The following is a 23,892-nucleotide window of genomic DNA, read 5'->3' as shown; positions in this document are numbered from 1 at the left end:
TCGGCCTTGGCTGCGCTCAGCCTTGGGGCCGCCCCTTGGGGGATCCTGAACGAATTCTTGGTGGCTCGCGGGTGGCTAAGCCCGCGTCATCGCGTAGTACGCGCCGCGCCGAGCCAGCAGCTGGGCGTGGCTGCCGTGTTCTACGATGCGGCCGTCCTGGACGACCAAGATGCGGTCGGCATCCCGGATCGTCGAAAGGCGATGCGCGATAATGAAACTCGTTCGGTCCCGGCGGAGTTCGCGCATGGCGCGCTGCACGAGGGCCTCGGTGCGGGTGTCGACCGAGCTGGTCGCCTCGTCGAGGATCAGCAGCTGCGGGCGGGCCAGGAAGGCGCGGGCGATGGTGATGAGTTGCTTCTCGCCGGCGCTGATGTTGGCGCCCTCCCCGCTGATGCGGGTCTGGTAGCCCGCCGGCAGCGTGTGCACGAACCGGTCGACGTAGGCCGCCCTGGCGGCTGCGACCACCTCGTCGTCGGTGGCCCCCGGACGCCCGTAGGCGATGTTGTCCGCGATCGTCCCGTCGAACAGCCAGGTGTCCTGCAGCACCATGCCGATCCGCGAGCGCAGCGACTGCCTGCTCACGGTGGTGATGTCGGCGCCGTCGATCAGGATTCGGCCAGAATCGACGTCGTAGTACCGCATCAGCAGGTTCACCATGGTGGTTTTGCCCGCCCCGGTCGGTCCGACGATCGCCACGGTGCTGCCGGGTTCGGCCACCAGCGACAGGTCGTGGATCACCGACGTGCCCGGCCGGTAGGCGAAGTTCACCCGCTCGAACTCGACGCGGCCGCCGTTGGACCGCGGCAAGGCCCGCTCGGGGGCGGCTGGCTCCTCGGGCTCGTCGAGCAGGCCGAACACCCGCTCGGCGCTGGCTACCCCGGATTGCAGCGTGTTGTACATGCCGGCCACCTGGCCCACCGGCGCGTTGAACTGCCGGACGTATTGGATGAAGGCCTGGATGCTGCCGAGCGTGATCTGCCCGGTCGCCACCTGCAGGCCCCCGACCACGGCGACGGCGACGTAGCCGATGTTGCCGACGAAGGTCGTCGCCGGCGCCACCAGCCCGGAGAAGAACTGGGCGCCGAAACTGGCCCGGTACACGTCGTCGTTATAGCGGCGGAACTGTTCGCGCGCCGCGGCCTGGTGGCCGAACGTCCTGACCACCGTGAACCCGCTGTAGGTCTCCTCGATGTGGGCGTTGAGGCGTCCGGTGCTTCTCCACTGCGCCACGAACAGGCGCTGCGAGCGCCGCGCGATCGCGCGCGTCGCCAGCAGCGACACGGGCACCGCCAGCAGCGTGATCAGGGCCAGCGGCGGCGAGATGGACACCATCATCGCCAGCACGGCCACCACCGTCAGCATCGCCGTCACCAGCTGGCTGATGGTCATCGACAGCGACGACTGGACGTTGTCGATGTCGTTGGTCACCCGGCTCAACAGCTCGCCCCGCTGGCGCCCGTCGAAGTAGGACAGCGGTAGCCGGTGAATCTTGTCCTCGACGTCGCGACGCAGCGCGACCATGGTGCGCTGCACGGTGAGGTTGAGCAGCCGGGCCTGCGCCCAGATCAGCAGCGCGGCAATGATATACAGCGCCAGCGCCAGCGCCAGGGTCCTGCCCACGGCGCCGAAGTCCACGCCCCGGCCGGGCACCACGTTCATCCCGGACAGCAGGTCGGCGAACGCCTTGTCGCCGCGGGCCCGCGCCGCGGCGACGGCCTGTGCCTTGGTGATTCCCGCGGGAAGCCGCCGGCCGATGACGCCGTTGAACAGCAGATCGGTGGCGTGGCCGAGGATCCGCGGAACGACGACCCCCACCACCGTGCCCGTGACGCCCAGCGTGATCACCGCGATGCTCAGACTTCGTTGCGGCGCAAGCTGTTTCACCAGCCGGACCGCCGATCCCCAGAAGTCGCGGGATCGCCCCGCCGTCGGTGCCACGGGCGCCACGGTCATTGCAAGGCGCCCACCGACTGGGAGTCGGCGAATTCGGCGTAGGTGGGGCAATCGGCCAGCAGCGATTCGTGCGTGCCCGCACCCACCAGCTTCCCGCCGTCGACGACGATCACCTGCTCGGCCTGCGCGGCGGTCGAAACGCGCTGCGTCACAACGATGATCGTGGCACCGCCGGAGGTCTGGGCCAGCGACGCGCGTACCCGCGCGTCGGTGTGCACGTCGAGCGCCCCGAACGAGTCGTCGAACAGATAGATGGCGGGCCGGCGGATCACCGCCCGCGCGATCGCCAGCCGCTGCCGTTGGCCGCCCGAAAAGTTGATCCCGCCCTGGCCCACCCGCATGTGCAGCCCGTCGTCATGGGCCCGCACGAACCCGTCGGCGTCGGCCACCCGCAAGGCTTCCCACATCTCCTGCTCCGTGGCGTCGGCCTTGCCGTAGCGGAGATTGTCCGCGACGGTGCCCGTGAACAGGTAGCCGCGCTGGGGCACCAGCCCGATCGCCGACCACAGCCGCTCGGTGTGGTAATCGCGGACGTCGACGTCGTCGATGAGGACTGCGCCGGAAGTCACGTCGTAGAGCCGGCAGATCAGTGACACCAGCGTCGACTTGCCCGAACCGGTGCTGCCGACGATCGCGGTGGTGGTGCCGGGCCTTGCCGTCAGCGAAATGTCTTGCAGCACTGGGCGGTCGGCGCCCGGGTAGCTGAAGCTCGCGCCGTCCAGCCGCACGAGGCCGGTGATTCCGCCCGGCGGGAACCTGGGATCCGGCGGGTTCTGCACCGCGGCGCGGGTCGAGAGCACCTCGGTGATCCGTTCGGCGCACACCGACGCGCGGGGCAGCACCACAAGCGTCATCGTCGCCATCAGGACCGCCATCAGGATCTGGGTGAAGTAGGCCAGGAAGGCGGTCAGCGAGCCGACCTGCATCTGGCCCCGATCGATGCGCAGCCCACCGAACCAGATCAGCGCCACGCTGGACACGTTGATGGTCAGCGTGGTCACCGGCAGCATCAGCGCCTGCAGATTGCCCGTCGTCAGCGCCGTGTTCGAGAGCGCGGCGTTGGCGCGCCCGAACCGGTCGCGCTCGAATCCCTCGCGCGCGAACGCCCGGACCACCCGGACACCGGACAGCTGGTCACGCAGCACCCGGTTGATCCCGTCGATCAGTCCCTGCATCCGGCGCAGCAGCGGCAGCATGCGGGACATGATCAGGTAGTTGGCCACGGCCATGATCGGCACGCTGACCAGCAGCAGCCAGGTCAGCGCGGCCTCCTGGTGGATGGCCATGACGATGCCGCCGGCGCACATGATCGGCGCGGTGATCAGGACGGTGCCGGAGATCTGGACCAGGTATTGGATCTGCCGGACGTCGTTGGTGCCGCGCGTCAGGAGGGTGGGCGCGCCGAACCGGGCGGTCTCACGCTCGGAGAAGGTCGTGACGTGTTCGAAGATCGCCCGGCGCAGGTCGCGCCCGAAGCCCATTCCGGTCCGCGAGCCGAAGTAGACGGCGCCGACGGCGCACAGCACCTGGAATCCGGTGACCGCGAGCATGACCATGCCGAGCCGCACGATCGTGTCCGCGTCGCCCTTGGCCACGCCCTCGTCGATGATCGCGGCGTTGACCGTCGGCAGGTACAGCGACGCCAGGGTACTGGTCAGCTGGAGCGTCATCAGCACCGCAACCAGCCGGCGGTACGGCCGGATGTACTGGCGCAGCAGTGCCAGGAGCATTTCGTAACTGTCGCACACGCCCGGCGCCGCGGTCGTGACCACCGCGTTGAAATGCCTGCTCACGCGCCGCGTCCGCGGTTGACCCCCCGGCTGCCGCTACAGTGCATCGTGTGACCAGCAGTAGGCGAGGCGCGAGGGCGCTGGCTCTAGCGGCGTCGGCTCTGACGATCTTGATCCCGACCGTCGCGGGCTGCTCGGGTTCCGACAACAAGCCTGCAGCGACGGCTTCGTCGACGCCCGGCGGCGCGGAGGGTCACCACGGGCCGATGTTCCCGCAATGCGGCGGCATCAGCGACCAGACGGTGTCGGACCTGACCAAGGTGACGGGGCTGGTGAACACCGCCCGGAACTCGGTGGGGTGTCAGTGGTTAGCCGGCGGCGGCATTCTGGGCCCGCACTTTTCCTTCTCCTGGTATCGCGGCAGCCCGATCGGACGCGAGCGCAAAACCGAGGAGCTGTCGCGCGCCAGCGTCGACGACATCAACATCAACGGTCACGGCGGCTTCATCGCCGTGGGCAACGAGCCCAACCTGGGCGACTCGCTGTGCGAGGTGGGCATCCAGTTCGCCGACGACTTCATCGAATGGTCGGTCAGCTTCAGCCAGAAGCCGTTCCCGCCGCCCTGCGACATAGCCAAGGAACTGGCCCGTCAATCGATTGCGAACTCGAAATGATCAGATCCGCCCGTGCCGGCGCGGCCGTGCTGCTCGCTGCGCTGTTGGTCCTGACGGGCTGTTCGAGGTCCATCGGGGGCAACGCCGTGAAGGCGGGTGGCAACGTTCCCCGCAACAACAACTCCCAGCAGCAGTATCCGAACCTGCTCAAGGAATGTGAGGTGTTGACCACCGACATCCTGGCCAAGACCGTGGGCGCCGATCCGCTCGACATCCAAAGCACCTTCGTCGGGGCGATCTGCCGGTGGCAGGCCGCCAACCCGGCCGGCCTGATCGACATCACGCGGTTCTGGTTCGAGCAGGGCAGCCTGGGCAACGAGCGCAAGGTGGCCGACTTCCTGAAGTACAAGGTGGAGAACCGTTCGATCGCGGGCATCGAGTCGATCGTGATGCGCCCGGACGACCCGAACGGCGCCTGCGGCGTGGCCAGCAACGCGGCCGGCGTGGTGGGCTGGTGGGTCAACCCCCAGGCACCCGGCATCGACGCCTGCGGGCAGGCCATCAAGCTGATGGAGCTTACGCTCGCGACGAACTCTTAGGTCTGGCGCGGAACTTCGAAGCCCGTCAGCGCGGCGCGGCCCGGTTCCAGTTCCGCCCACGCGCAGGGCACGTCGAGCACCGCGATCGCCGACGTCGGGAATTTCGTTGAAATACGTTCCACGACAGCGTCGTCCGTGCCGCCGTCGTCGGCCAAAAGGAGCGCCAGCGCCGAAGTCGTCGGTTCGTGACCCACGACCAGCAGCGTGCCGATGTCCTCGGCCGTCGCGTTGATCTCCTCGATCACCGTCCCCGGGGCGGCGCCGTAGAGCCGCTCGCTGTAGCGCGCGGGGGCGGCGACGCGGGTGTTTTCCAGGGTCTGGCGCGCCCGCGTCGCGGTGGAGCACAGCACGGCGTCGACGGGAGACACGTTGGCGCGCAGCCAATCTCCGGCCAGGCCGGCCTCCCTGATGCCGCGCGGCGCCAACGGCCGGTCGTGGTCGGCGACCCCGGCCGGATAGTCCGATTTCGCGTGCCGCATCAGCAGCAAGGTGTGTCGCCCATTCATCGGGTTCACACCGGCAGCACGATCCCGGTGGCCGGGCCCAGGATGATCTGCTGGCCACCGGGGGGCACGTAGCCGCCGGTGGTCCCGTAGAGGCCGTAGAGCGGGCTGAGCGGGCCATGCCCGGCGTAGATGTCGTTGATCCAGCCCGTGGACAGGGTGTACACGGCCTGGGTGTCGCCGCCCGGGGAGAAGGAGGTGAACAGCTGCGAGACGAAGTCGATGACGGGCTTGTTGCCCAGCAGCGAGTCGACATGAGAGCCGTTGACCAGCTCCACCCCGGTGAAGTGCCCCGGGTACAGGCTCACCAGTTCATTCGTGGTGGCGCCGAAGGCGTTCCACGCCTGCGGCGGCGAGGCCACCACATAGTCGGGGATGTTCAACGTCTTCAGGTTGGCGATCGCCGCCGCGAACGCCGAGGAGTCGTTTGCCACGCCGTCGAACATGATCACGCCGAGAAGGTGGTTGTTGGCGGTGTTGGTCCCGAGGTCCGCGATGTAATCGCCGGCGGCGAGCGTGGCCAGGCCGCCGCCGGCGGAATGCCCGGTGATCACGAAGTTTTGTGGCAACGTGCCGTGGTAACCGGCCTGGTTTGCGCTGAGGTTCAGCGCGGTCTCGTTGCCCAGGAACAGCGAGCCCACCGCCTGCTGCATCTGGGTGCCGCCCAGCCAGGCACCCATCGGCAACGGAATCGACGACACGGTCGGGACGACCACGATGCTGTCGGTGCCGTACGCAAGGGCGGTGGCCAGGCTGCCGTACCAGCCACCCGTTCCCAGGAAGCCGTGCTGCAGATAGATCACACCGCGGGCATTCACCGACCCGTCCGCCTGCGTCGGGAAGTACCAGCGCGCGGGCGCGTCGTAGCCGTTGGGACCGACGGCAAGGTTGAGGTAGGAGAAGCCCTCCCGGACCCCGGTCACCGGGCCGGGGGTTCCCGTCCCCTGATACACGCCGCCGCTCTGGCTCGCGAGAGTCCCGTTGAAGAAGCCGGTGAGCAGCCTGCCGAGCTGTCCGGGGCCGGTGGTCCCGGTGACGGCGGGGCCGACGGCGCCTTCACCGAAGAGCGGGTGCCCGGTCAGGTAGGTGAACGGTGAGAAGAAACCCACGTCGAAGAACTGCTGCTCCAGCCCCTTGATCAGCAGCGACACATTCGTGAGCTCGCCGGCGGCGTAGGTGGCTCCCGCGGCGTTCAACGTACCCGCAAACTGGGCATGAAACAGCGTCGTCCGCGCGGTCAGCGCATGAAATTCTTCGGCGAAGTCGCCGAACAGACTCGCGACGGCCGCCGAAACCTCGTCGCCGGCCGCCGCGGCAATGCCCGTCGTCGAGGGAGCCGCCGCCGCCAGAGCCCCAGGTGCTGCGATCACTGACGACGGCATCGGCGGCTCCCATTTCTCGGTGGAGAAATGCTAAACGAGGTCGGACCCGGCGCGGTTCGTAATGCGAGATTCGGAATCAGAGCCGTTCTCGCCGCCCGTGGCCGGCGTTGCGCGGCACACCACGGACCTGCCGGGCAAGGTCCCGCGTCTTGTCGGCGCCCAGACCTAGACTTCGCGGTGCCCTGATAGCCACGCGATCCGAGGTTGCCGCCATGCGATTCCTGCACACCGCCGACTGGCAGTTGGGCATGACCCGGCACTTTCTCGCCGGCGACGCGCAACCCCGGTATTCGGCCGCCCGCCGGGACGCGGTGGCCGGCCTGGGCGCGCTGGCCGCGGAGGTGGGCGCCGAGTTCGTCGTGGTCGCCGGCGACGTCTTCGAACACAACCAGTTGGCCCCGCAGGTGATCGGGCAGTCGCTGGAAGCCATGCGCGCCATCGGGATTCCGGTGTACCTGCTGCCGGGCAACCACGATCCGCTCGACGCGGCGTCGGTGTACACCGGCGCGCTGTTCACCGCCGAACGTCCCGACAACGTCACCGTGCTCGACCGGGCCGGCGTCCACGAAGTCAGGCCGGGGCTCGAGATCGTCGCCGCGCCGTGGCGCTCCAAGGCCCCGACCACCGACCTGGTCGCCGAGGTCCTCGACGGCCTCACCCCGCGCTCCGCCACCCGGATCCTCGTCGCCCACGGCGGCGTCGACGTCCTGGACCCCGACCGCGACAAGCCCTCGCTGATCCGGCTCGCCAAACTCGACGACGCCCTGGCCCGCGGCGCGATCCACTATGTGGCGCTGGGGGACAAGCATTCGCTCACCGAGGTCGGCGACAGCGGGCGGGTCTGGTACTCGGGCTCACCGGAAGTCACCAACTTCGACGACGTTGAATCCGACCCCGGTCACGTGCTCGTCGTCGACGTTGACGACGACGCCGTCACGGTGCAACCCCGGCACGTCGGGCGCTGGCGGTTCGTCACCCTCCATCGTCAGGTCGACACCAGCCGCGACATCGCCGACCTCGACATGAACCTCGATCTCATGACCGAGAAGGACCGGACCGTGGTGCGGTTGGCGTTGACGGGTTCGCTGACGGTCACCGACCGCGCCGCGCTCGACGCGTGCCTGGACCGCTACGCGCGGCTGTTCGCCGACCTGCGCACCTGGGACAGCCACACCGACCTGGCGGTCGTGCCCGCCGACGGCGAGTTCACCGACCTCGGCATCGGCGGGTTCGCCGCCGCGGCCGTCGAGGAGCTGGTGGCAACCGCGCGGGAGGGCGACGCCGAGTCCGCCGCCGACGCGCAGGCCGCGCTGGCGCTGCTGCTGCGCCTCGCCGATCGGGGGGCCGCGTGAAGCTGCACCGCCTCGCCCTGACGAACTACCGCGGCATCGCGCACCGCGAAATCGAATTCCCCGACCACGGCGTGGTGGTGGTCAGCGGCGCCAACGAGATCGGCAAGACGTCGATGATCGAGGCGCTGGACTTGCTCCTGGAATCGCGGGACCGCTCCACCAAGAAGGAAGTCAAGCAGGTCAAGCCGACCCACAGCGACGTGGGTTCCGAGGTCAGCGCCGAAATCAGTTGCGGCCCCTACCGTTTCGTCTACCGCAAACGGTTCCACAAGAAATGCGAGACGGAGCTGACGGTGCTCGCGCCGCACCGCGAACAGCTGACTGGCGACGAGGCCCACGAACGGGTCCGCGCGATGCTGGCCGAGACGGTGGACAACGACCTGTGGCACGCCCAGCGGGTACTGCAGGCGACGTCGACGGCCGCGGTGGATCTGTCCGGATGCGACGCGCTGTCGCGTGCGCTCGACGTCGCGGCCGGTGATGCCGCCGCGCTACAGGGCACCGAGCCGTTGCTNTGGCGGCCGCCACAGCGGAATCGAAGTCGCTGGACGACCGCTACGAGGATGCCGCGACTGCGTTGCGCGAAATCGGCATCGAGCTCTCGGTATTCGGCACCGAGGGCCGCCAGGGCAAGTTGGATGCCGCGCGGATCGAACGCGAGCACGCGGCGGGCGAGCACGCCCGCGTCGGCAGCCGTGCCCGGGCCGCGCAGCTGCTCCGCTCGGTGATGACTCGGCACCGCGACACCACTCGGCAGCGCTACGTCGAGCCGTACCGCGCCGAACTGCAGCGGCTCGGCCGCCCGGTGTTCGGCCCCACCTTCGAGGTCGACATCGGCAGCGACCTGTGCATCCGCAGCCGCACGCTGGACGGGGTCACGGTGCCCTACGACTCGCTGTCGGGCGGGGCCAAGGAGCAACTCGGCATCCTGGCGCGGCTGGCCGGCGCGGCCCTGGTTGCCAAGGAGGACAGCGTTCCGGTGGTGGTCGACGACGCGCTGGGCTTCACCGACCCGGACCGGATGGCCAGGATGGGGTGGGTGTTCGACACGGTGGGCGCCCGCGGACAGGTGATCGTGCTGACGTGCAGCCCGAACCGGTACGACGGCGTCACCGGCGCGCACCGCATCGACCTCAACGTTTAGCATGTAGCGCTCGACGGTATTTCTCTGAAGGTGTCACCGGGAAGCGTGGCGGACTGATCGCTATGACCATGAACGCGATACGGCGTCGGCAGCAAAAAAAGCTGGCCGCATTGCCCGGAGTGCGGCCGGTGCGTCGGCCGGTCTCGCCCGGTAGCGCCGACGAGTTCGATCTCTACTACGTGCGCAGCGGCCGCAAGTCCGCCCAGCCGCTGGTGATCATCCCCGGTGGGCCGGGGGTGGCGTCGGTGCAGATGTACAAGGGTCTGCGGCGCCGGGCGGCCGCAGCCGGCCTCGACGTCATCATGGTCGAGCATCGCGGCGTGGGATTGTCGCGCCACGATGACGCGGGCGCCGACCTGCCGCCGCGGGCGCTCACCGTGAACCAGGTCGTGGACGACGTGGCGGCGGTGCTGGACGACGCCCGCGTCGACTCCGCCGTCATCTATGGGACGTCGTACGGCACCTACATCGCGGCCGGGGTCGGCGTGCGCCATCCGGGCCGGGTTGGGGCAATGGTCCTGGATTCGCCGCTGCTGTCCCGCCACGACATCGTGATCGTGCGACGGGCGATCCGCCGGCTGCTGCTGCGGGGTGACAGCCCCGAAACGGCCCCGCTGGCGCCCAAAGTCCGCAAGCTCGTGGACGCCGGGGTGATGACGGCGGCGGCCACCCAGGTCGTCGCGACGATCTACGGCTACGGCGGCGCCGCGCTGCTCGATCGCCAACTCGACCTGCTGTTGAAGAACCGAAAGGTGTTGTGGTGGGCGATATCCCAGTTCGCCACCCTAGGCAACCTGCCGTACCGCTACGAGGAAGATCTGGTCAGCCGCATCGCGTTCCGTGAACTCGACTACGCCGCCGAACCCGACGGCCTGCCGCTCGACCCCGCCGTTGCGGAACGCGAAACCCGCACTCAAAAGGTCAGTTTCGAGGACGAGCCGTACGACCTGCCGGCCGAGATGCCGAACTTCAACTGGCCCACGGCGGTGATTTCCGGCGGCCGCGATCTCATCACCCCGCCCCCGGTCGCCCAGCGGGTGGCGTCCCTCATTCCTCGTGCCGAGCTGTTGAAACTTCCCACCATGGCGCACAGCGCGCTGGACTTTCGGGAGCCCGCGGCGCTGGCCGTCGCCGGCGCGGTGTGGCGCGGCGAAGTCGACGGGCTGGCCGCCCAGGCGCCCGCGCTGGATGCGCTCCCGCCGCGGCCCGAAATTCGCCTGCTGTGGAAGGCAATCGAGCTGGCCGCCATCGCCGAGGGCGCCCTGCCCGCGGTGCGGGTCCCCATGCCGTCGCGGTGGCGGCTCAGTTCCGCATAAACCCGATCGCGGTGTAGTTGAGGTCGGCGAGGCCGACCGCGCCGAAGTTGGCCAGCGTGCTGCGCACCGCGACGTCACCGGGGGATTGGGTCAGTGGAAGGCTGAACCCCTCGGCCCAGATCAGCTTGTCGAGGTCGTTGGCCAACGCCTGCGCCTTCGCGGGATCGAGCTCTTCGAGCGTCCGCTCGATCGCGGCGTCGATCTCCGGGCTGCCGATCTTGCCGAAGTTGCTCGCCCCGTCGGACTGGTAGATCTGCGTCAGCGACGACAGCGGGAACGCGTCGCCCAGCCAACCGAACTGCGCGATGTCGAACGCCCCGACGTTGATGTAGTTGGTGAAGAAGCCGCTGCCGGACCTCGCGACGAGTTCGAGCTTGACGCCGATTTGGGCGAGGCTGTGCTGGGCGATCTGAGCGAACACCCGGCTGCCCTGCGCGTCGTAGAACAAGTCGCGGATGACGAGCTGCCGACCGTCCTTCTCCCGGATCTGGCCGCCCCGCTTCCAGCCCAACTGGTCCAATTCCCGGCTCGCCTCGGCCGGGTCGTAGGGGACGATGAAGCTGTTGTCCCGGTAGCCCTCCTGCCCGGCGACGTAGATGTGGTTACCCAGCGCCACCGGGTTGTTGGTGAGCCCGTACTGGACGACCTTGGCGATGGTCTGGCGGTCGATGCCCTTGGACACGGCGACGCGCAGCGCCCTGTCCTCCAGGATCGCCCCGTGGGCGCCGTTGAAGGTGAAGTGCGACCAGCTCGGCGCCGGCGCGCGGCGGATCGAAATGCCCTTGGTGCGTTGGGCGATCGTCAGCTGGTCCACCGTGCCGATCCCCGTCGCGTCGATCGTGTTGTTCTGCAGCGCCGGTAGCCGGGCGGCGTCGTCGAGCACCAGATAGGTGATGCTGTCCAGGCGCGGGCGCGCGCCCCACCATTTCGGGTTGCGGGTCAACACGATTCGCTGGGTGGTCCGGTCCAAGGAGGACACGACGAACGGGCCGGCGGACGGGCCGGGCCCGTCGAGCTGGCCCTTGTTGAACACCTCGGGCGTGGCGGTCATGCTGGCCGGCAGCAGCATGCCGTTGCCGGCGAACATGCCGCGCCACTCGGCGTAGGGCTTGGCGAAAGTCATGACGGCCTGCCGGTCGTCCACCCCGCGGGTGACCGACGCGACCCGGTCCGCGCCGCCGGGTCCGGCGATCTCGAACGTCTTGTCGGCGCCGGACAGCGCGCGGATCTGGCTGTCGATGTCGCGCCAGGTGATCGGCGTGCCGTCGGACCACACGGCTTTCGGGTTGATGGTGTAGGTGACCACCTGCGGGTTGGTCCCGGTGAGCTCGACGCTGGTGAAGTAGTCGGTGTCGACGGTGGTCGACCCGTCCGGCCCGATGACGAACGCGCGCGGCAGGGTCGCCTTCATCATCGCGGCGACCTCGGCCGAGTTGCCGTCGATGCTCAGGATGTTGAAGTTCGGCGGAAAGTCGTTGAGGGCCAGCCGCAGGTTTCCGCCGTCCCGCAGCGTGGCGGGATCCTGCGGGTTGACGTCGCTGGTGGTGCCGATCGACGCGTTATTGCCGGTCGGGGGCGCCAGGTTGATGGCCGGCGAGCACCCGGTGAGCGCCAAACCGGCGATTACCAACAGGCTCAATACCCGCCGAGTCTGCGTCCAGCGCGCGGATTTGCCCCCAAACCACGCGCTGAGCGCAGTCTCGGCGCCAAAGAGTCTCGCCCTAGCCATGCTTCCCCGGATCCGGTTGCGGCACCGCGCCCAGCAGCTGCCGCGTGTAGTCGTGCTGCGGATTGCGGAAAAGTTCCTCGCTGTCGCCCTGCTCCACGATGGCGCCGGCATGCATCACCGCCACCCGGTGGGCCAGGTGCTTGACCACGGAAAGATCATGTGAGACAAACAGATACGACAGGCCGAACTGCTCTTGCAGGTCGAGCAGCAGGTTGATGATCCCGGCCTGGATCGAGACATCGAGCGCGGAAACCGGTTCGTCGAGGGCCAGGATCTTGGGCTGCAGCGCCAGCGCCCGCGCGATGCCGATGCGCTGCTTCTGGCCGCCGGAAAACTCCGCGGGGTAGCGGGCCGCGTCGGCGCGGCGCAGGCCCACGATGTCGAGCAGCTCGGCGACCCGCGCGTTGGTGCCGCTCTTGCCGGCGCCGTTGGCCCGCAACGGTTCGGCGAGCAGCTCGAAGACGGGCAACCTCGGGTCCAGCGATGCCACCGGGTCCTGGAACACCACCTGGATGTCGCGGCGCAGCGCCCGCCGGCTCGCTCGAGTCAACGACGCCGCGTCGTTGCCCAGCACCTCGATCGACCCCGACTGCGGCGCAACCAGTTCCAGGATCTCGTGCAGCGTGGTCGATTTGCCCGAGCCGGATTCCCCGACGATGCCCAGCGTGCGGCCCTGTCGAAGCTCGAAGCTGATGCCGTCGACGGCGCGGACCTCGCCGACGGTGCGGCGCAACACCACGCCCTTGGTCAGCTTGTAGGTCTTGACCAGATCGCGCACCCGCACGACGACGGGCGAGTCGCAAGGAGTCGCCGCCGCGCGGGAGGAGGTGTTGACCCCGTAGATGTCCGCGGCGCTNCGCCGGCGCGGTGTGGCGCGGCGAAGTCGACGGGCTGGCCGCCCAGGCGCCCGCGCTGGATGCGCTCCCGCCGCGGCCCGAAATTCGCCTGCTGTGGAAGGCAATCGAGCTGGCCGCCATCGCCGAGGGCGCCCTGCCCGCGGTGCGGGTCCCCATGCCGTCGCGGTGGCGGCTCAGTTCCGCATAAACCCGATCGCGGTGTAGTTGAGGTCGGCGAGGCCGACCGCGCCGAAGTTGGCCAGCGTGCTGCGCACCGCGACGTCACCGGGGGATTGGGTCAGTGGAAGGCTGAACCCCTCGGCCCAGATCAGCTTGTCGAGGTCGTTGGCCAACGCCTGCGCCTTCGCGGGATCGAGCTCTTCGAGCGTCCGCTCGATCGCGGCGTCGATCTCCGGGCTGCCGATCTTGCCGAAGTTGCTCGCCCCGTCGGACTGGTAGATCTGCGTCAGCGACGACAGCGGGAACGCGTCGCCCAGCCAACCGAACTGCGCGATGTCGAACGCCCCGACGTTGATGTAGTTGGTGAAGAAGCCGCTGCCGGACCTCGCGACGAGTTCGAGCTTGACGCCGATTTGGGCGAGGCTGTGCTGGGCGATCTGAGCGAACACCCGGCTGCCCTGCGCGTCGTAGAACAAGTCGCGGATGACGAGCTGCCGACCGTCCTTCTCCCGGATCTGGCCGCCCCGCTTCCAGCCCAACTGGTCCAATTCCCGGCTCGCCTCGGCCGGGTCGTAGGGGACGATGAAGCTGTTGTCCCGGTAGCCCTCCTGCCCGGCGACGTAGATGTGGTTACCCAGCGCCACCGGGTTGTTGGTGAGCCCGTACTGGACGACCTTGGCGATGGTCTGGCGGTCGATGCCCTTGGACACGGCGACGCGCAGCGCCCTGTCCTCCAGGATCGCCCCGTGGGCGCCGTTGAAGGTGAAGTGCGACCAGCTCGGCGCCGGCGCGCGGCGGATCGAAATGCCCTTGGTGCGTTGGGCGATCGTCAGCTGGTCCACCGTGCCGATCCCCGTCGCGTCGATCGTGTTGTTCTGCAGCGCCGGTAGCCGGGCGGCGTCGTCGAGCACCAGATAGGTGATGCTGTCCAGGCGCGGGCGCGCGCCCCACCATTTCGGGTTGCGGGTCAACACGATTCGCTGGGTGGTCCGGTCCAAGGAGGACACGACGAACGGGCCGGCGGACGGGCCGGGCCCGTCGAGCTGGCCCTTGTTGAACACCTCGGGCGTGGCGGTCATGCTGGCCGGCAGCAGCATGCCGTTGCCGGCGAACATGCCGCGCCACTCGGCGTAGGGCTTGGCGAAAGTCATGACGGCCTGCCGGTCGTCCACCCCGCGGGTGACCGACGCGACCCGGTCCGCGCCGCCGGGTCCGGCGATCTCGAACGTCTTGTCGGCGCCGGACAGCGCGCGGATCTGGCTGTCGATGTCGCGCCAGGTGATCGGCGTGCCGTCGGACCACACGGCTTTCGGGTTGATGGTGTAGGTGACCACCTGCGGGTTGGTCCCGGTGAGCTCGACGCTGGTGAAGTAGTCGGTGTCGACGGTGGTCGACCCGTCCGGCCCGATGACGAACGCGCGCGGCAGGGTCGCCTTCATCATCGCGGCGACCTCGGCCGAGTTGCCGTCGATGCTCAGGATGTTGAAGTTCGGCGGAAAGTCGTTGAGGGCCAGCCGCAGGTTTCCGCCGTCCCGCAGCGTGGCGGGATCCTGCGGGTTGACGTCGCTGGTGGTGCCGATCGACGCGTTATTGCCGGTCGGGGGCGCCAGGTTGATGGCCGGCGAGCACCCGGTGAGCGCCAAACCGGCGATTACCAACAGGCTCAATACCCGCCGAGTCTGCGTCCAGCGCGCGGATTTGCCCCCAAACCACGCGCTGAGCGCAGTCTCGGCGCCAAAGAGTCTCGCCCTAGCCATGCTTCCCCGGATCCGGTTGCGGCACCGCGCCCAGCAGCTGCCGCGTGTAGTCGTGCTGCGGATTGCGGAAAAGTTCCTCGCTGTCGCCCTGCTCCACGATGGCGCCGGCATGCATCACCGCCACCCGGTGGGCCAGGTGCTTGACCACGGAAAGATCATGTGAGACAAACAGATACGACAGGCCGAACTGCTCTTGCAGGTCGAGCAGCAGGTTGATGATCCCGGCCTGGATCGAGACATCGAGCGCGGAAACCGGTTCGTCGAGGGCCAGGATCTTGGGCTGCAGCGCCAGCGCCCGCGCGATGCCGATGCGCTGCTTCTGGCCGCCGGAAAACTCCGCGGGGTAGCGGGCCGCGTCGGCGCGGCGCAGGCCCACGATGTCGAGCAGCTCGGCGACCCGCGCGTTGGTGCCGCTCTTGCCGGCGCCGTTGGCCCGCAACGGTTCGGCGAGCAGCTCGAAGACGGGCAACCTCGGGTCCAGCGATGCCACCGGGTCCTGGAACACCACCTGGATGTCGCGGCGCAGCGCCCGCCGGCTCGCTCGAGTCAACGACGCCGCGTCGTTGCCCAGCACCTCGATCGACCCCGACTGCGGCGCAACCAGTTCCAGGATCTCGTGCAGCGTGGTCGATTTGCCCGAGCCGGATTCCCCGACGATGCCCAGCGTGCGGCCCTGTCGAAGCTCGAAGCTGATGCCGTCGACGGCGCGGACCTCGCCGACGGTGCGGCGCAACACCACGCCCTTGGTCAGCTTGTAGGTCTTGACCAGATCGCGCACCCGCACGACGACGGGCGAGTCGCAAGGAGTCGCCGCCGCGCGGGAGGAGGTGTTGACCCCGTAGATGTCCGCGGCGCTGCGCTCGCCCACCTGGTCGGTGCGGATGCAGGCCGCCCGGTGGTCCACGCCGACCTCGACCAATTCCGGCTCCGCGGCGCGGCATTCGTGGATCGCCAGCGGGCAGCGCGGCGCGAACGGGCATCCCGGGCCGAGCCCCACCAGCGACGGCGGCGCGCCGGGGATGGGCACCAGCCGGGTGCCCTGGGCGGCGTCCAACCGGGGCACGGATCCCAACAGCCCCACCGTGTAGGGCATCTGGCGGGCGCGGTAAAGCTCGGTCACGCCGGCGAATTCGACGACCCGGCCGGCGTACATCACCAGGGCCCGGTCGGCGAACTCGGCGACGACGCCGAGGTCGTGGGTGATGATCAGCACGCCGGCGCCGGTGACATCGCGGGCGGTCTTGAGCACCTCCAGGATCTGCGCCTGCACCGTCACGTCCAGGGCGGTGGTCGGCTCGTCGCAGATCAACAGGTCGGGGTCGTTGGCGATCGCGATCGCGATGACGACCCGCTGCCGTTCGCCGCCGGACAGCTCGTGGGGAAACGCCCGGGCGCGCCGTTCCGGCTGCGAAATACCGACCAGCTCAAGCAGTTCCACCGCGCGCCGACGGGCGGCCTTCCGGCCGACGCGGGGCTGGTGCACCTCGATCGCCTCGGCGATCTGGTCGCCGACGGTGTACACCGGTGTCAGCGCCGACATCGGGTCCTGGAAGACCATGCCGACCGCCTTGCCGCGGAACCGCGACATCGCCTCGTCGCCGAGCCCCAGCAGCTCGGTGCCGTGCAATCGAACCGAGCCGCGCACGCGCGCGTATTCCGGCAACAGCCCCACCACCGCCATGGCCGACACGGACTTGCCCGAGCCCGACTCGCCGACCATGGCCACCACCTCGCCGGGCTCGATGTGGTAGCTGATGCCGCGCACCGCGGTCACCGGTTGGCCGTCGGTCGGGAAGTCGACGGCCAGGTCGGTCACCTCCAGCAGCGGGCTCATCGGGCGCCGCCCCGCCCCATCCCGCTGCCCGGATCGAGCGCGTCGCGCAGCCCGTCGCCGGTGAGGTTGGCGCACACCAGAATCAGCACCAAAACCCCGGCCGGAAACAAAAACACCCACGGGAACGTGGTCGCGGACTGGGTGCCGTTGGCGATCAGCGTGCCCAGCGACACGTCGGGCGGCTGGATGCCGAAGCCGAGGAAGCTCAGGCCGGTTTCGGCCAGGATGGCCGAGGCGACGTTGAGCGCGGCGTCGATGATCAGGATCGACGCGACGTTGGGCACCACGTGGCCGACGATGATCCGGCGGCTGGAGACACCCATATAGCGCGCGGCGCGAATGAATTCGCGCTCGCGCAGGCTCATGGTCATGCCGCGGACCATGCGCGAGCTGATCATCCAGCCGAAGGCGGCCAGCAGCAGCACCAGCAGCAGGACGCTGGACGACTTCTTGACCCGCGGCGTGAGGATCGCGATCAGGATGAAGCTGGGCACCACCAGCAGCAGGTCGACCACCCACATCAACACCCGGTCGCGCCAGCCGCCGAAGTAGCCGGCGACGGAACCGACGGTGGCGGCGATGCCGGTGGAGATGAACGCCACGCAGAGGCCGATCAGCATCGACTTCTGCATGCCGCGCAGGATTTGCGCGAGCAGGTCCTGGCCCATCGCGTTGGTGCCCAGCCAGTGCCGGCCGTTCGGCGGCTGCAGCAGCGCGTTGAAGTCCAGGTCGTCATAGGAGTAGGGCAGCAGCGACGGCAGCGCGTAGCAACCGACGAACAGCAGCACCAGCAGCGTCAGCGACGCCACCGCGAGCCGGTTGCGGGCGAACCTGCGCAGCACCAGGGTGCGCCGCGAGGCGAACTCCACCTCTTCCGGGGCCGAAAGCCCTTGCGCCACAGACACATCGGATGTCATGACACCCGCACCCTCGGATCGAGCGCCGCGTAGAAGACGTCGGACAGCAGGCCGGCCAGCAGCACCACCGTGCCGGAGAACAGGGTGATCGCCGCGATGATGTTGGTGTCCTGCGTCGAAATGCCCTGCACCAGCCATTCGCCCATGCCGTGCCAGCCGAAGATCTTCTCGACGAACACCGCCCCGGTGACCAGCCCGGCCACCCCGTAGGCGAAAAGCGTCGCCAGCGGTATCAGCGCGGTGCGCAGCCCGTGCTTCAGCAGCGCACGCCGGCGGGTGAGGCCCTTGGCGCGGGCGGTGCGAATGAAATCCTGGCCGAGGACGTCGAGCATCGCGTTGCGCTGGTAACGGCTGTAGCCGGCGGCCGCCATCAGCGAGAGCGTCAGCGTGGGCAGGATCAAATGCCGCAGCCGGTCCAGCAACTCGTGCCAGCCGCCCAACACGCCCGGCGACGTTTCCCCGGTGTAGTCGAAGAGTTGCACGCCGGCGGCCCAGTTCACCCGCAGCGCCCCGAGGATCAACAGGTTCGCGATGACGAACGACGGGGTGCTGAGCACCAGCAGCGCCAGCATGGTGACGAGGCGGTCACTGAGCCGGTACTGGCGGATCGCCCCCCAGGCCCCCGCCACGATGCCCAGCACGGTGCCCACCACGGAGCCGACCACCAGCAGCCGCAGCGTCACTCCGACGCGGCGCCACAGCGTGGTGCCGACGGGCTGGCCGGTGATGGTGGTGCCGAAGTCGCCGCGGACCACGTGCGAGGCCCAGTGCGCGTAGCGGATCGGGATCGGCTGGTCCAGGCCGAGCGCGTGGGCCTTGGCGTCGATGACCGCCTGCGGCGGCCGCGGATTGCGCTGCAACAGGCTGTCCAGCGGGGAGAAGGCCAACGAGGTCAGGCAATAGGTCAGAAACGAGGCCAGCGCCAGCAGCACGATGTAATTGAGCACTCGGCGCGCCAGAAACCGGATCATGCCCGCCCGTTCCGCATTGGGACAGGTTAACGAGCCGAGCGCAGCCTTGTGATCCGGCTGATTTTCATGCGTGAATTGCGGGTGGCTCGCTGCTAGGTTCAGGCCGCGATATCCGGAGGAGGCTTGCGTGACGATTACCGAGGACTACCTGGCCAACAACGCCCGATACGCGAGCGGTTTCACCGGCCCGCTGCCGATGCCGCCGAGCAAACACGTCGCGGTGGTCGCGTGCATGGACGCCCGGCTGGACGTCTACCGCCTGCTCGGTCTCAACGAGGGGGAGGCCCACGTCATCCGCAACGCCGGCGGCGTCGTCACCGACGACGTCATCCGCTCGCTGGCCATCAGCCAGCGGCTGCTGGGGACCCGGGAGATCATCCTCATCCACCATTCCGACTGCGGGATGCTGACCTTCACCGACGACGACTTCAAGCGCGCCATCCAGGACGAGACCGGCGTCAAGCCGCCGTGGGCGGCCGAGGCGTTTCCGGATCCGGCGGAGGACGTCCGGCAGTCGCTGCGCCGCATCGAGAACAGCCCGTTCGTGACCAAGCACGTGTCGCTGCGCGGCTTCATCTTCGACGTCGCCACCGGCAAGCTCGAGGAAGTCACCCTCTAGCGCGGCTCCCTTCGCCGAGCGTGATCTCAGGGCGAGAAATTGGCCATTTCTTCGCCCTGAGCGCACGTTCGGCGACGGCTCAGCCCAGCTTGTAGGTCGCCAGGGCCTTGGCGACCAGCGAGCCGTCGGCGTCGACGATCTCGGCCTCGCAGTTGACCAGCGACCGCCCCCGCCGCAGCGCCCGGCCGATCCCGATGACGTCGGTGGCGTGGGCCGGCGCCAGGAAATCCAGCGCCATCGACACCGTCACCCCGCGCAGTTGCGAGGGCGCGTCCGCGCCGCACCACGCCGCCGCCATGACGGTCACGTCGGCCAGCGTCGCGATGGCGCCGCCGTGCACCATATCGCCCACGGTGACGTTGGCGGGATCCCACGGAAGCCGCAGCCTGACCTCGTCGTCGCCCAGCTGGTCGGCGACGATCCCCAGCTTCGCGACGAACGGCGATTGGGGGAGGAATTGGGCAATAACTTCCCGGCCGCTGTGTGTTCCAGTTGTCATGCGCCCATGCTTTCGCAGCGGTGCCCCGCCGCAACAGGCCACCGGCCCTTCGTGGCGCCATGCGTCGGGTGCCCGTCACGTGCGCCAAAGCATTGACAGGGGCGGGGGCGGCTGGTTCCATAGACGGCAATGGCAATAAAGATGGTCAATACGATCAGCTTTATCAGGAATAAAACGACGAGGTAGCCGATGACCAGCGCTGTGAACGCGGCCCCCGCCGCCGGCCAGTACGAGTTGAGCCACCTGCGCTCGCTCGAGGCCGAGGCGATCCACATCATCCGGGAGGTGGCGGCCGAGTTCGAGCGCCCGGTGCTGTTGTTCTCCGGCGGCAAGGACTCCATCGTCATGCTGCACCTGGCGCTCAAGGCGTTCCGGCCCGGGCGGTTGCCGTTCCCGGTGATGCACGTCGACACCGGCCACAACTTCGACGAGGTGATCGCCGCCCGCGACGAACTGGTCGCCGAGTCCGGGGTGCGGCTGGTGGTGGCGTCGGTGCAGGAGGACATCGACGCGGGCCGCGTCGTCGAGACCATCCCGTCGCGCAACCCGATCCAGACCGTGACGCTGCTGCGCGCCATCCGGGAGAACAAGTTCGACGCCGCGTTCGGCGGCGCGCGACGCGACGAGGAAAAGGCGCGGGCCAAGGAGCGGGTGTTCAGCTTCCGCGACGAGTTCGGGCAGTGGGACCCCAAGGCCCAGCGGCCCGAGCTGTGGAACCTCTACAACGGCCGGCACCACAAGGGCGAGCACATCCGCGTCTTCCCGCTGTCCAACTGGACCGAGTTCGACATCTGGTCCTACATCGGCGCCGAGAAGGTCAAGCTGCCGTCGATCTATTTCGCGCACCGCCGCAAGGTGTTTCAACGCGACGGGATGCTGCTGGCGGTGGACCGGCACATGCAGCCGCGCGCCGACGAGCCGGTGTTCGAGGCGACGGTGCGGTTCCGCACCGTCGGCGATGTCACCTGCACCGGATGCGTGGAGTCGGAGGCCTCCACCGTGTCGGAGGTCATCGCCGAGACGGCGGTGTCCCGACTGACCGAGCGCGGCGCGACCAGGGCCGACGACCGCATCTCGGAGGCCGGGATGGAAGACCGGAAACGACAGGGCTACTTCTGATGACCACGTTATTGAGGCTCGCAACCGCCGGCTCCGTCGACGACGGCAAGTCCACCCTGATCGGGCGCCTGCTCTACGACTCCAAGGCCGTGATGGAAGACCAATGGGCGTCGGTGGAGAGGGCGTCGGAGGAGCGCGGCCACGACTACACCGACCTGGCGCTGGTGACCGACGGCCTGCGGGCCGAGCGGGAGCAGGGCATCACCATCGACGTCGCCTACCGCTACTTCGCCACCCCCAAGCGGAAATTCATCATCGCCGACACGCCGGGGCACATCCAGTACACCCGCAACATGGTGACCGGCGCGTCGACTGCTCAGCTGGTGATCGTGCTCGTCGACGCCCGCCACGGCCTGCTGGAGCAGTCCCGCCGGCACGCCTTCCTGGCGTCATTGCTCGGCATCCAGCACATCGTGCTGGCGGTCAACAAGATGGACCTGATCGATTGGGACAAAGAGAGATTCGAGTGGATCCGCGACGAGTTCCACGCATTCGCGGCCCGGCTGGACGTCCAGGACGTGGCCACCATCCCGATCTCCGCGCTCAACGGCGACAACGTGGTGACCAAATCGGACAACTCGCCGTGGTACGAGGGCCCGGCGCTGCTGTCGCACCTCGAAGAGGTCTACATCGCCGGTGACCGCAACCTGGTCGACGTGCGGTTCCCGGTGCAATACGTCATCCGGCCGCAGACCCACGAGCACCGCGACCACCGCAGCTACGCCGGCACCGTGGCCAGCGGGGTGATGCGCGCCGGCGACGAGGTGGTCGTGCTGCCGATCGGCAAGACCACCCGGATCACCGCGATCGAGGGCCCAAACGGCCCTGTGGAAGAAGCGTTTCCGCCGATGGCGGTCTCGATCAGCCTCGCGGACGACATCGACATCTCGCGCGGCGACATGATCGCCCGGACCCACAACCAGCCCAGGGTCACGCAGGATTTCGACGCGACCGTGTGCTGGATGGCCGACAACGCGGCGCTGGAGCCCGGCCGCGACTACCTGATCAAGCACACCACGCGCACGACGCGCGCCCGGGTCACCGCGCTGGAGTACCGGCTCGACGTCAACACCCTGCACCGCGACAAGGCCGCAACGGCGTTGCAGCTCAACGAGCTTGGCCGCGTTTCGCTGCGCACCCAGGTGCCCCTGCTGCTCGACGAGTACACCCGCAACTCCAGCACCGGTTCGTTCATTCTGATTGACCCGAACACCAACGGCACGGTGGCGGCGGGCATGGTGTTGCGGGACGTCTCGACGCAGGCGTCGAGCCCGAACACCGTGCGGCACAAGTCGCTCGTCGGTGCGGGATCCCGGCCACGGGGCAGGACGATCTGGTTCACCGGCCTGTCGGGCTCGGGCAAATCGAGTGTGGCCATGGAGGTTGAGCGGAAGCTGCTCGAAAGTGGTTTTCCCGCTTACGTTCTCGACGGCGACAACCTGCGCCACGGCCTGAACGGCGACCTGGGCTTTTCCATGGCCGACCGGGCGGAGAACCTGCGCCGGCTGGCGCACGTGGCCGCCCTGCTGGCCGACTCCGGCCAAACCGTGCTGGTGCCGGCGATCAGCCCGCTTGCCGAACATCGCGAACTGGCGCGCAGGGTCCACGCCACGAGCGGGCTGGAATTTTTCGAAGTCTTCTGCGACACGCCACTCGACGACTGCGAGAAGCGTGATCCCAAGGGGCTATACGCCAAGGCGCGCGCCGGCGAGATCGCCAACTTCACCGGCATCGACAGCCCGTATCAGCAGCCGGAGAACCCGGACCTGCGGCTCACGCCGGATCGCGGCGTCGACGAGCAGGCGCAGCTGGTGATCGACCTGCTGGAGTTGCGCCCCTAGGCACCGCTGGCGTCAATGGCACAATCCACACATGCGGATGTCGGCCAAGGCGGAGTACGCGGTGCGGGCGATGGTCCACCTCGCGACGGTCGACTCTGGCGCCCTGGTGACGACCGACGATTTGGCCCAGGCCCAGGGGATACCGCCGCAATTCCTCGTCGACATCCTCACCAACCTGCGCACCGATCGCCTGGTGCGAAGCCACCGCGGTCGCGAGGGCGGCTACGAGCTGGCCCGCCCCGGAAGCGAGATCAGCATCGCCGACGTGTTGCGCTGCATCGACGGCCCGCTGGCCAGCGTCCGCGACATCGGGCTCGGTGACCTGCCGTATTCCGGTCCCACCGCGCCGTTGGCCGACGTCTGGCGCGCGCTGCGGGCCAGCATGCGCTCGGTGCTCGAGGAAACGACCCTGGCCGACGTCGCGGCCGGCACCCTGCCCAAGCACGTCGCACAAATGGCCGACGACTACCGCGACCAGGAACACACGCGGCACGGCTCACCGCGCAGCGGCGATTAGCCGTCCGAGCCGTAGGGCCGGGTCAGGATCTCCATGGCATGGCCGGAGGGATCCAGGAAGTAGACGCCGCGCCCGCCGTGGTTGTGGTTGATCTCGCCCGGTCGTTGTTGGCGAGGATCCGCCCAGTGCGCCAAGCCGCGCGCGGCGATCCTGCCGTAGATGGCGTCGAAGTCGTCGTCGGACACCAGGAACGCGTAGTGCTGGCGCCGGATCTCCTCGCCCGGCGGGGCGTCGGCGTAATCGAGGTTGACGCCATGCTCGAGCGCGACGGCCAGGAAGTGGCCGAACGGTTGCGGGCTGGGCAGGCCGAACAGCTCGGCGAGGAATTCCGCGGACTCCCGCTTATCGCGCGCGGCGACGATGGTGTGGTTGAAACTGATCGCCATAGCTCAATTATCGCTTCACCGCGAGCGTGCGTGTTTGTACGGCGACACGCCGTGCGGGCTGACATTCTGCGCACCCTCGCGCCGCAGGCGAGGC

Annotated in this window: 19 protein-coding genes and 4 pseudogenes; 11 read left to right on the top strand and 12 right to left on the bottom strand. The window is 68.7% G+C overall.

Annotated features, from left to right (window positions below):
* Positions 1 to 75: 75 nt before the first annotated feature.
* Together BN4348_RS47830 and BN4348_RS47825 are read right to left on the bottom strand one after the other, a co-directional pair.
* Complete coding sequence (locus BN4348_RS47830; protein WP_066914727.1) at positions 76 to 1,953, bottom strand: ABC transporter ATP-binding protein; 1,878 nt, start codon at positions 1,951 to 1,953, stop codon at positions 76 to 78.
* Positions 1,950 to 3,683, bottom strand: a complete 1,734-nt coding sequence (locus BN4348_RS47825; protein ID WP_066914975.1) for an ABC transporter ATP-binding protein — start codon at positions 3,681 to 3,683, stop codon at positions 1,950 to 1,952. The genes BN4348_RS47830 and BN4348_RS47825 overlap by 4 nt, the downstream gene beginning before the upstream one ends.
* A gap of 110 nt (positions 3,684 to 3,793) precedes the next feature.
* Between BN4348_RS47825 and BN4348_RS47820 the strand changes: the two genes are divergently transcribed.
* Both BN4348_RS47820 and BN4348_RS47815 read left to right on the top strand, forming a co-directional pair.
* Positions 3,794 to 4,357: a DUF3558 domain-containing protein gene (locus BN4348_RS47820; RefSeq protein ID WP_096866173.1), complete on the top strand. Its 564-nt coding sequence runs from the start codon at positions 3,794 to 3,796 to the stop codon at positions 4,355 to 4,357.
* A complete protein-coding gene (locus BN4348_RS47815) occupies positions 4,354 to 4,896 on the top strand; it encodes a DUF3558 domain-containing protein (RefSeq protein ID WP_066914726.1) in 543 nt (180 codons plus the stop codon). The genes BN4348_RS47820 and BN4348_RS47815 overlap by 4 nt, the downstream gene beginning before the upstream one ends.
* Here the strand turns inward: BN4348_RS47815 and BN4348_RS47810 are convergent.
* Complete coding sequence (locus BN4348_RS47810) at positions 4,893 to 5,402, bottom strand: SixA phosphatase family protein (protein WP_066914970.1); 510 nt, start codon at positions 5,400 to 5,402, stop codon at positions 4,893 to 4,895. The genes BN4348_RS47815 and BN4348_RS47810 overlap by 4 nt on opposite strands.
* A 5-nt stretch (positions 5,403 to 5,407) precedes the next feature.
* Complete coding sequence (locus BN4348_RS47805; protein ID WP_235852778.1) at positions 5,408 to 6,769, bottom strand: PE domain-containing protein; 1,362 nt, start codon at positions 6,767 to 6,769, stop codon at positions 5,408 to 5,410.
* A gap of 224 nt (positions 6,770 to 6,993) precedes the next feature.
* Between BN4348_RS47805 and BN4348_RS47800 the strand changes: the two genes are divergently transcribed.
* The 4 genes and pseudogenes from BN4348_RS47800 to BN4348_RS47790 all read left to right on the top strand — a co-directional run bounded on the left by BN4348_RS47800 (position 6,994) and on the right by BN4348_RS47790 (position 10,593).
* Positions 6,994 to 8,133, top strand: a complete 1,140-nt coding sequence (locus tag BN4348_RS47800; protein ID WP_066914724.1) for a metallophosphoesterase family protein — start codon at positions 6,994 to 6,996, stop codon at positions 8,131 to 8,133.
* Positions 8,130 to 8,652, top strand: a pseudogene (locus tag BN4348_RS62890) (AAA family ATPase); the annotation flags it as partial. The gene BN4348_RS47800 and the pseudogene BN4348_RS62890, both read left to right, overlap by 4 nt.
* A pseudogene (locus BN4348_RS62885) lies at positions 8,624 to 9,277 on the top strand (ATP-binding protein); the annotation flags it as partial. The pseudogenes BN4348_RS62890 and BN4348_RS62885, both read left to right, overlap by 29 nt.
* 62 nt (positions 9,278 to 9,339) lie before the next feature.
* A complete protein-coding gene (locus BN4348_RS47790; protein WP_066914721.1) occupies positions 9,340 to 10,593 on the top strand; it encodes an alpha/beta hydrolase in 1,254 nt (417 codons plus the stop codon).
* Here the strand turns inward: BN4348_RS47790 and BN4348_RS47785 are convergent.
* Together BN4348_RS47785 and BN4348_RS47780 are read right to left on the bottom strand one after the other, a co-directional pair.
* A complete protein-coding gene (locus tag BN4348_RS47785) occupies positions 10,580 to 12,322 on the bottom strand; it encodes an ABC transporter family substrate-binding protein (protein WP_084454292.1) in 1,743 nt (580 codons plus the stop codon). The genes BN4348_RS47790 and BN4348_RS47785 overlap by 14 nt on opposite strands.
* Positions 12,315 to 13,178: pseudogene (locus tag BN4348_RS47780) on the bottom strand (ATP-binding cassette domain-containing protein); the annotation flags it as partial. The pseudogene BN4348_RS47780 and the gene BN4348_RS47785, both read right to left, overlap by 8 nt.
* Before the next feature lie 2 nt (positions 13,179 to 13,180).
* Between BN4348_RS47780 and BN4348_RS59620 the strand changes: the two are divergent.
* Positions 13,181 to 13,366 (top strand): annotated as a pseudogene (locus tag BN4348_RS59620) (alpha/beta hydrolase); the annotation flags it as partial.
* On the opposite strand, the gene BN4348_RS47775 reads toward BN4348_RS59620, so the two are convergent.
* From BN4348_RS47775 to BN4348_RS47760, 4 genes are read right to left on the bottom strand one after another with little or no spacing between them, the layout of a single operon-like run.
* Complete coding sequence (locus BN4348_RS47775) at positions 13,353 to 15,095, bottom strand: ABC transporter family substrate-binding protein (protein WP_084454292.1); 1,743 nt, start codon at positions 15,093 to 15,095, stop codon at positions 13,353 to 13,355. The pseudogene BN4348_RS59620 and the gene BN4348_RS47775 overlap by 14 nt on opposite strands.
* Entirely contained in the window at positions 15,088 to 16,929 is a 1,842-nt protein-coding gene (locus tag BN4348_RS47770) for an ABC transporter ATP-binding protein (RefSeq protein WP_066914719.1), read from the bottom strand. Before BN4348_RS47770 ends, BN4348_RS47775 begins: the two co-directional genes overlap by 8 nt.
* Positions 16,926 to 17,846, bottom strand: a complete 921-nt coding sequence (locus BN4348_RS47765) for an ABC transporter permease (RefSeq protein ID WP_066914718.1) — start codon at positions 17,844 to 17,846, stop codon at positions 16,926 to 16,928. Before BN4348_RS47765 ends, BN4348_RS47770 begins: the two co-directional genes overlap by 4 nt.
* Positions 17,843 to 18,817 (bottom strand): ABC transporter permease, encoded by a 975-nt coding sequence (locus BN4348_RS47760; RefSeq protein ID WP_066914717.1) that lies wholly within the window; start codon positions 18,815 to 18,817, stop codon positions 17,843 to 17,845. Before BN4348_RS47760 ends, BN4348_RS47765 begins: the two co-directional genes overlap by 4 nt.
* 127 nt (positions 18,818 to 18,944) lie before the next feature.
* Between BN4348_RS47760 and BN4348_RS47755 the strand changes: the two genes are divergently transcribed.
* Positions 18,945 to 19,436: a beta-class carbonic anhydrase gene (locus tag BN4348_RS47755; RefSeq protein WP_066914716.1), complete on the top strand. Its 492-nt coding sequence runs from the start codon at positions 18,945 to 18,947 to the stop codon at positions 19,434 to 19,436.
* 79 nt (positions 19,437 to 19,515) lie between these two features.
* On the opposite strand, the gene BN4348_RS47750 is transcribed toward BN4348_RS47755, so the two are convergent.
* Positions 19,516 to 19,935 carry a PaaI family thioesterase gene (locus BN4348_RS47750; RefSeq protein ID WP_066914715.1) on the bottom strand — a complete coding sequence of 140 codons (420 nt, stop codon included), beginning with the start codon at positions 19,933 to 19,935 and terminating at the stop codon, positions 19,516 to 19,518.
* A 189-nt stretch (positions 19,936 to 20,124) separates the two neighbouring features.
* Here BN4348_RS47750 and cysD point away from each other — a divergent pair, with 189 nt between their 5' ends.
* From cysD to BN4348_RS47735, 3 genes are read left to right on the top strand one after another with little or no spacing between them, the layout of a single operon-like run.
* Positions 20,125 to 21,054, top strand: a complete 930-nt coding sequence (gene cysD, locus BN4348_RS47745; protein ID WP_066914714.1) for a sulfate adenylyltransferase subunit CysD — start codon at positions 20,125 to 20,127, stop codon at positions 21,052 to 21,054.
* Entirely contained in the window at positions 21,054 to 22,895 is a 1,842-nt protein-coding gene (gene cysC, locus BN4348_RS47740; protein ID WP_066914713.1) for an adenylyl-sulfate kinase, read from the top strand. The genes cysD and cysC overlap by 1 nt, the downstream gene beginning before the upstream one ends.
* Before the next feature lie 31 nt (positions 22,896 to 22,926).
* The gene (locus BN4348_RS47735; protein ID WP_066914712.1) at positions 22,927 to 23,412 is read left to right on the top strand and encodes an Rrf2 family transcriptional regulator; all 486 of its coding nucleotides are present in this window, start codon (positions 22,927 to 22,929) and stop codon (positions 23,410 to 23,412) included.
* On the opposite strand, the gene BN4348_RS47730 is transcribed toward BN4348_RS47735, so the two are convergent.
* A complete protein-coding gene (locus tag BN4348_RS47730) occupies positions 23,409 to 23,798 on the bottom strand; it encodes a VOC family protein (RefSeq protein ID WP_066914711.1) in 390 nt (129 codons plus the stop codon). The genes BN4348_RS47735 and BN4348_RS47730 overlap by 4 nt on opposite strands.
* Between the last annotated feature and the right edge of the window lie 94 nt (positions 23,799 to 23,892).

It is taken from the genome of Mycobacterium interjectum, assembly GCF_900078675.2.
GTDB classification, from domain to species: Bacteria; Actinomycetota; Actinomycetes; order Mycobacteriales; family Mycobacteriaceae; genus Mycobacterium; species Mycobacterium interjectum.
Note: the sequence above shows the minus strand (reverse complement) of the source record. Positions and strands in the feature narration are given on the sequence as shown.

Bases quoted from the DNA above. Each gene is read 5' to 3' on its own strand.
- BN4348_RS47830 (WP_066914727.1), bottom strand. From the start codon at position 1,953: ATGACCGTGGCGCCCGTGGCACCGACGGCGGGGCGATCCCGCGACTTC.
- BN4348_RS47825 (WP_066914975.1), bottom strand. From the start codon at position 3,683: ATGCTCCTGGCACTGCTGCGCCAGTACATCCGGCCGTACCGCCGGCTG.
- BN4348_RS47815 (WP_066914726.1), top strand. From the start codon at position 4,354: ATGATCAGATCCGCCCGTGCCGGCGCGGCCGTGCTGCTCGCTGCGCTG.
- BN4348_RS47810 (WP_066914970.1), bottom strand. From the start codon at position 5,402: ATGAATGGGCGACACACCTTGCTGCTGATGCGGCACGCGAAATCGGAC.
- BN4348_RS47800 (WP_066914724.1), top strand. From the start codon at position 6,994: ATGCGATTCCTGCACACCGCCGACTGGCAGTTGGGCATGACCCGGCAC.
- BN4348_RS47790 (WP_066914721.1), top strand. From the start codon at position 9,340: ATGACCATGAACGCGATACGGCGTCGGCAGCAAAAAAAGCTGGCCGCA.
- BN4348_RS47785 (WP_084454292.1), bottom strand. From the start codon at position 12,322: ATGGCTAGGGCGAGACTCTTTGGCGCCGAGACTGCGCTCAGCGCGTGG.
- BN4348_RS47775 (WP_084454292.1), bottom strand. From the start codon at position 15,095: ATGGCTAGGGCGAGACTCTTTGGCGCCGAGACTGCGCTCAGCGCGTGG.
- BN4348_RS47770 (WP_066914719.1), bottom strand. From the start codon at position 16,929: ATGAGCCCGCTGCTGGAGGTGACCGACCTGGCCGTCGACTTCCCGACC.
- BN4348_RS47765 (WP_066914718.1), bottom strand. From the start codon at position 17,846: ATGACATCCGATGTGTCTGTGGCGCAAGGGCTTTCGGCCCCGGAAGAG.
- BN4348_RS47760 (WP_066914717.1), bottom strand. From the start codon at position 18,817: ATGATCCGGTTTCTGGCGCGCCGAGTGCTCAATTACATCGTGCTGCTG.
- BN4348_RS47750 (WP_066914715.1), bottom strand. From the start codon at position 19,935: ATGACAACTGGAACACACAGCGGCCGGGAAGTTATTGCCCAATTCCTC.
- cysD (WP_066914714.1), top strand. From the start codon at position 20,125: ATGACCAGCGCTGTGAACGCGGCCCCCGCCGCCGGCCAGTACGAGTTG.
- cysC (WP_066914713.1), top strand. From the start codon at position 21,054: ATGACCACGTTATTGAGGCTCGCAACCGCCGGCTCCGTCGACGACGGC.
- BN4348_RS47735 (WP_066914712.1), top strand. From the start codon at position 22,927: ATGCGGATGTCGGCCAAGGCGGAGTACGCGGTGCGGGCGATGGTCCAC.
- BN4348_RS47730 (WP_066914711.1), bottom strand. From the start codon at position 23,798: ATGGCGATCAGTTTCAACCACACCATCGTCGCCGCGCGCGATAAGCGG.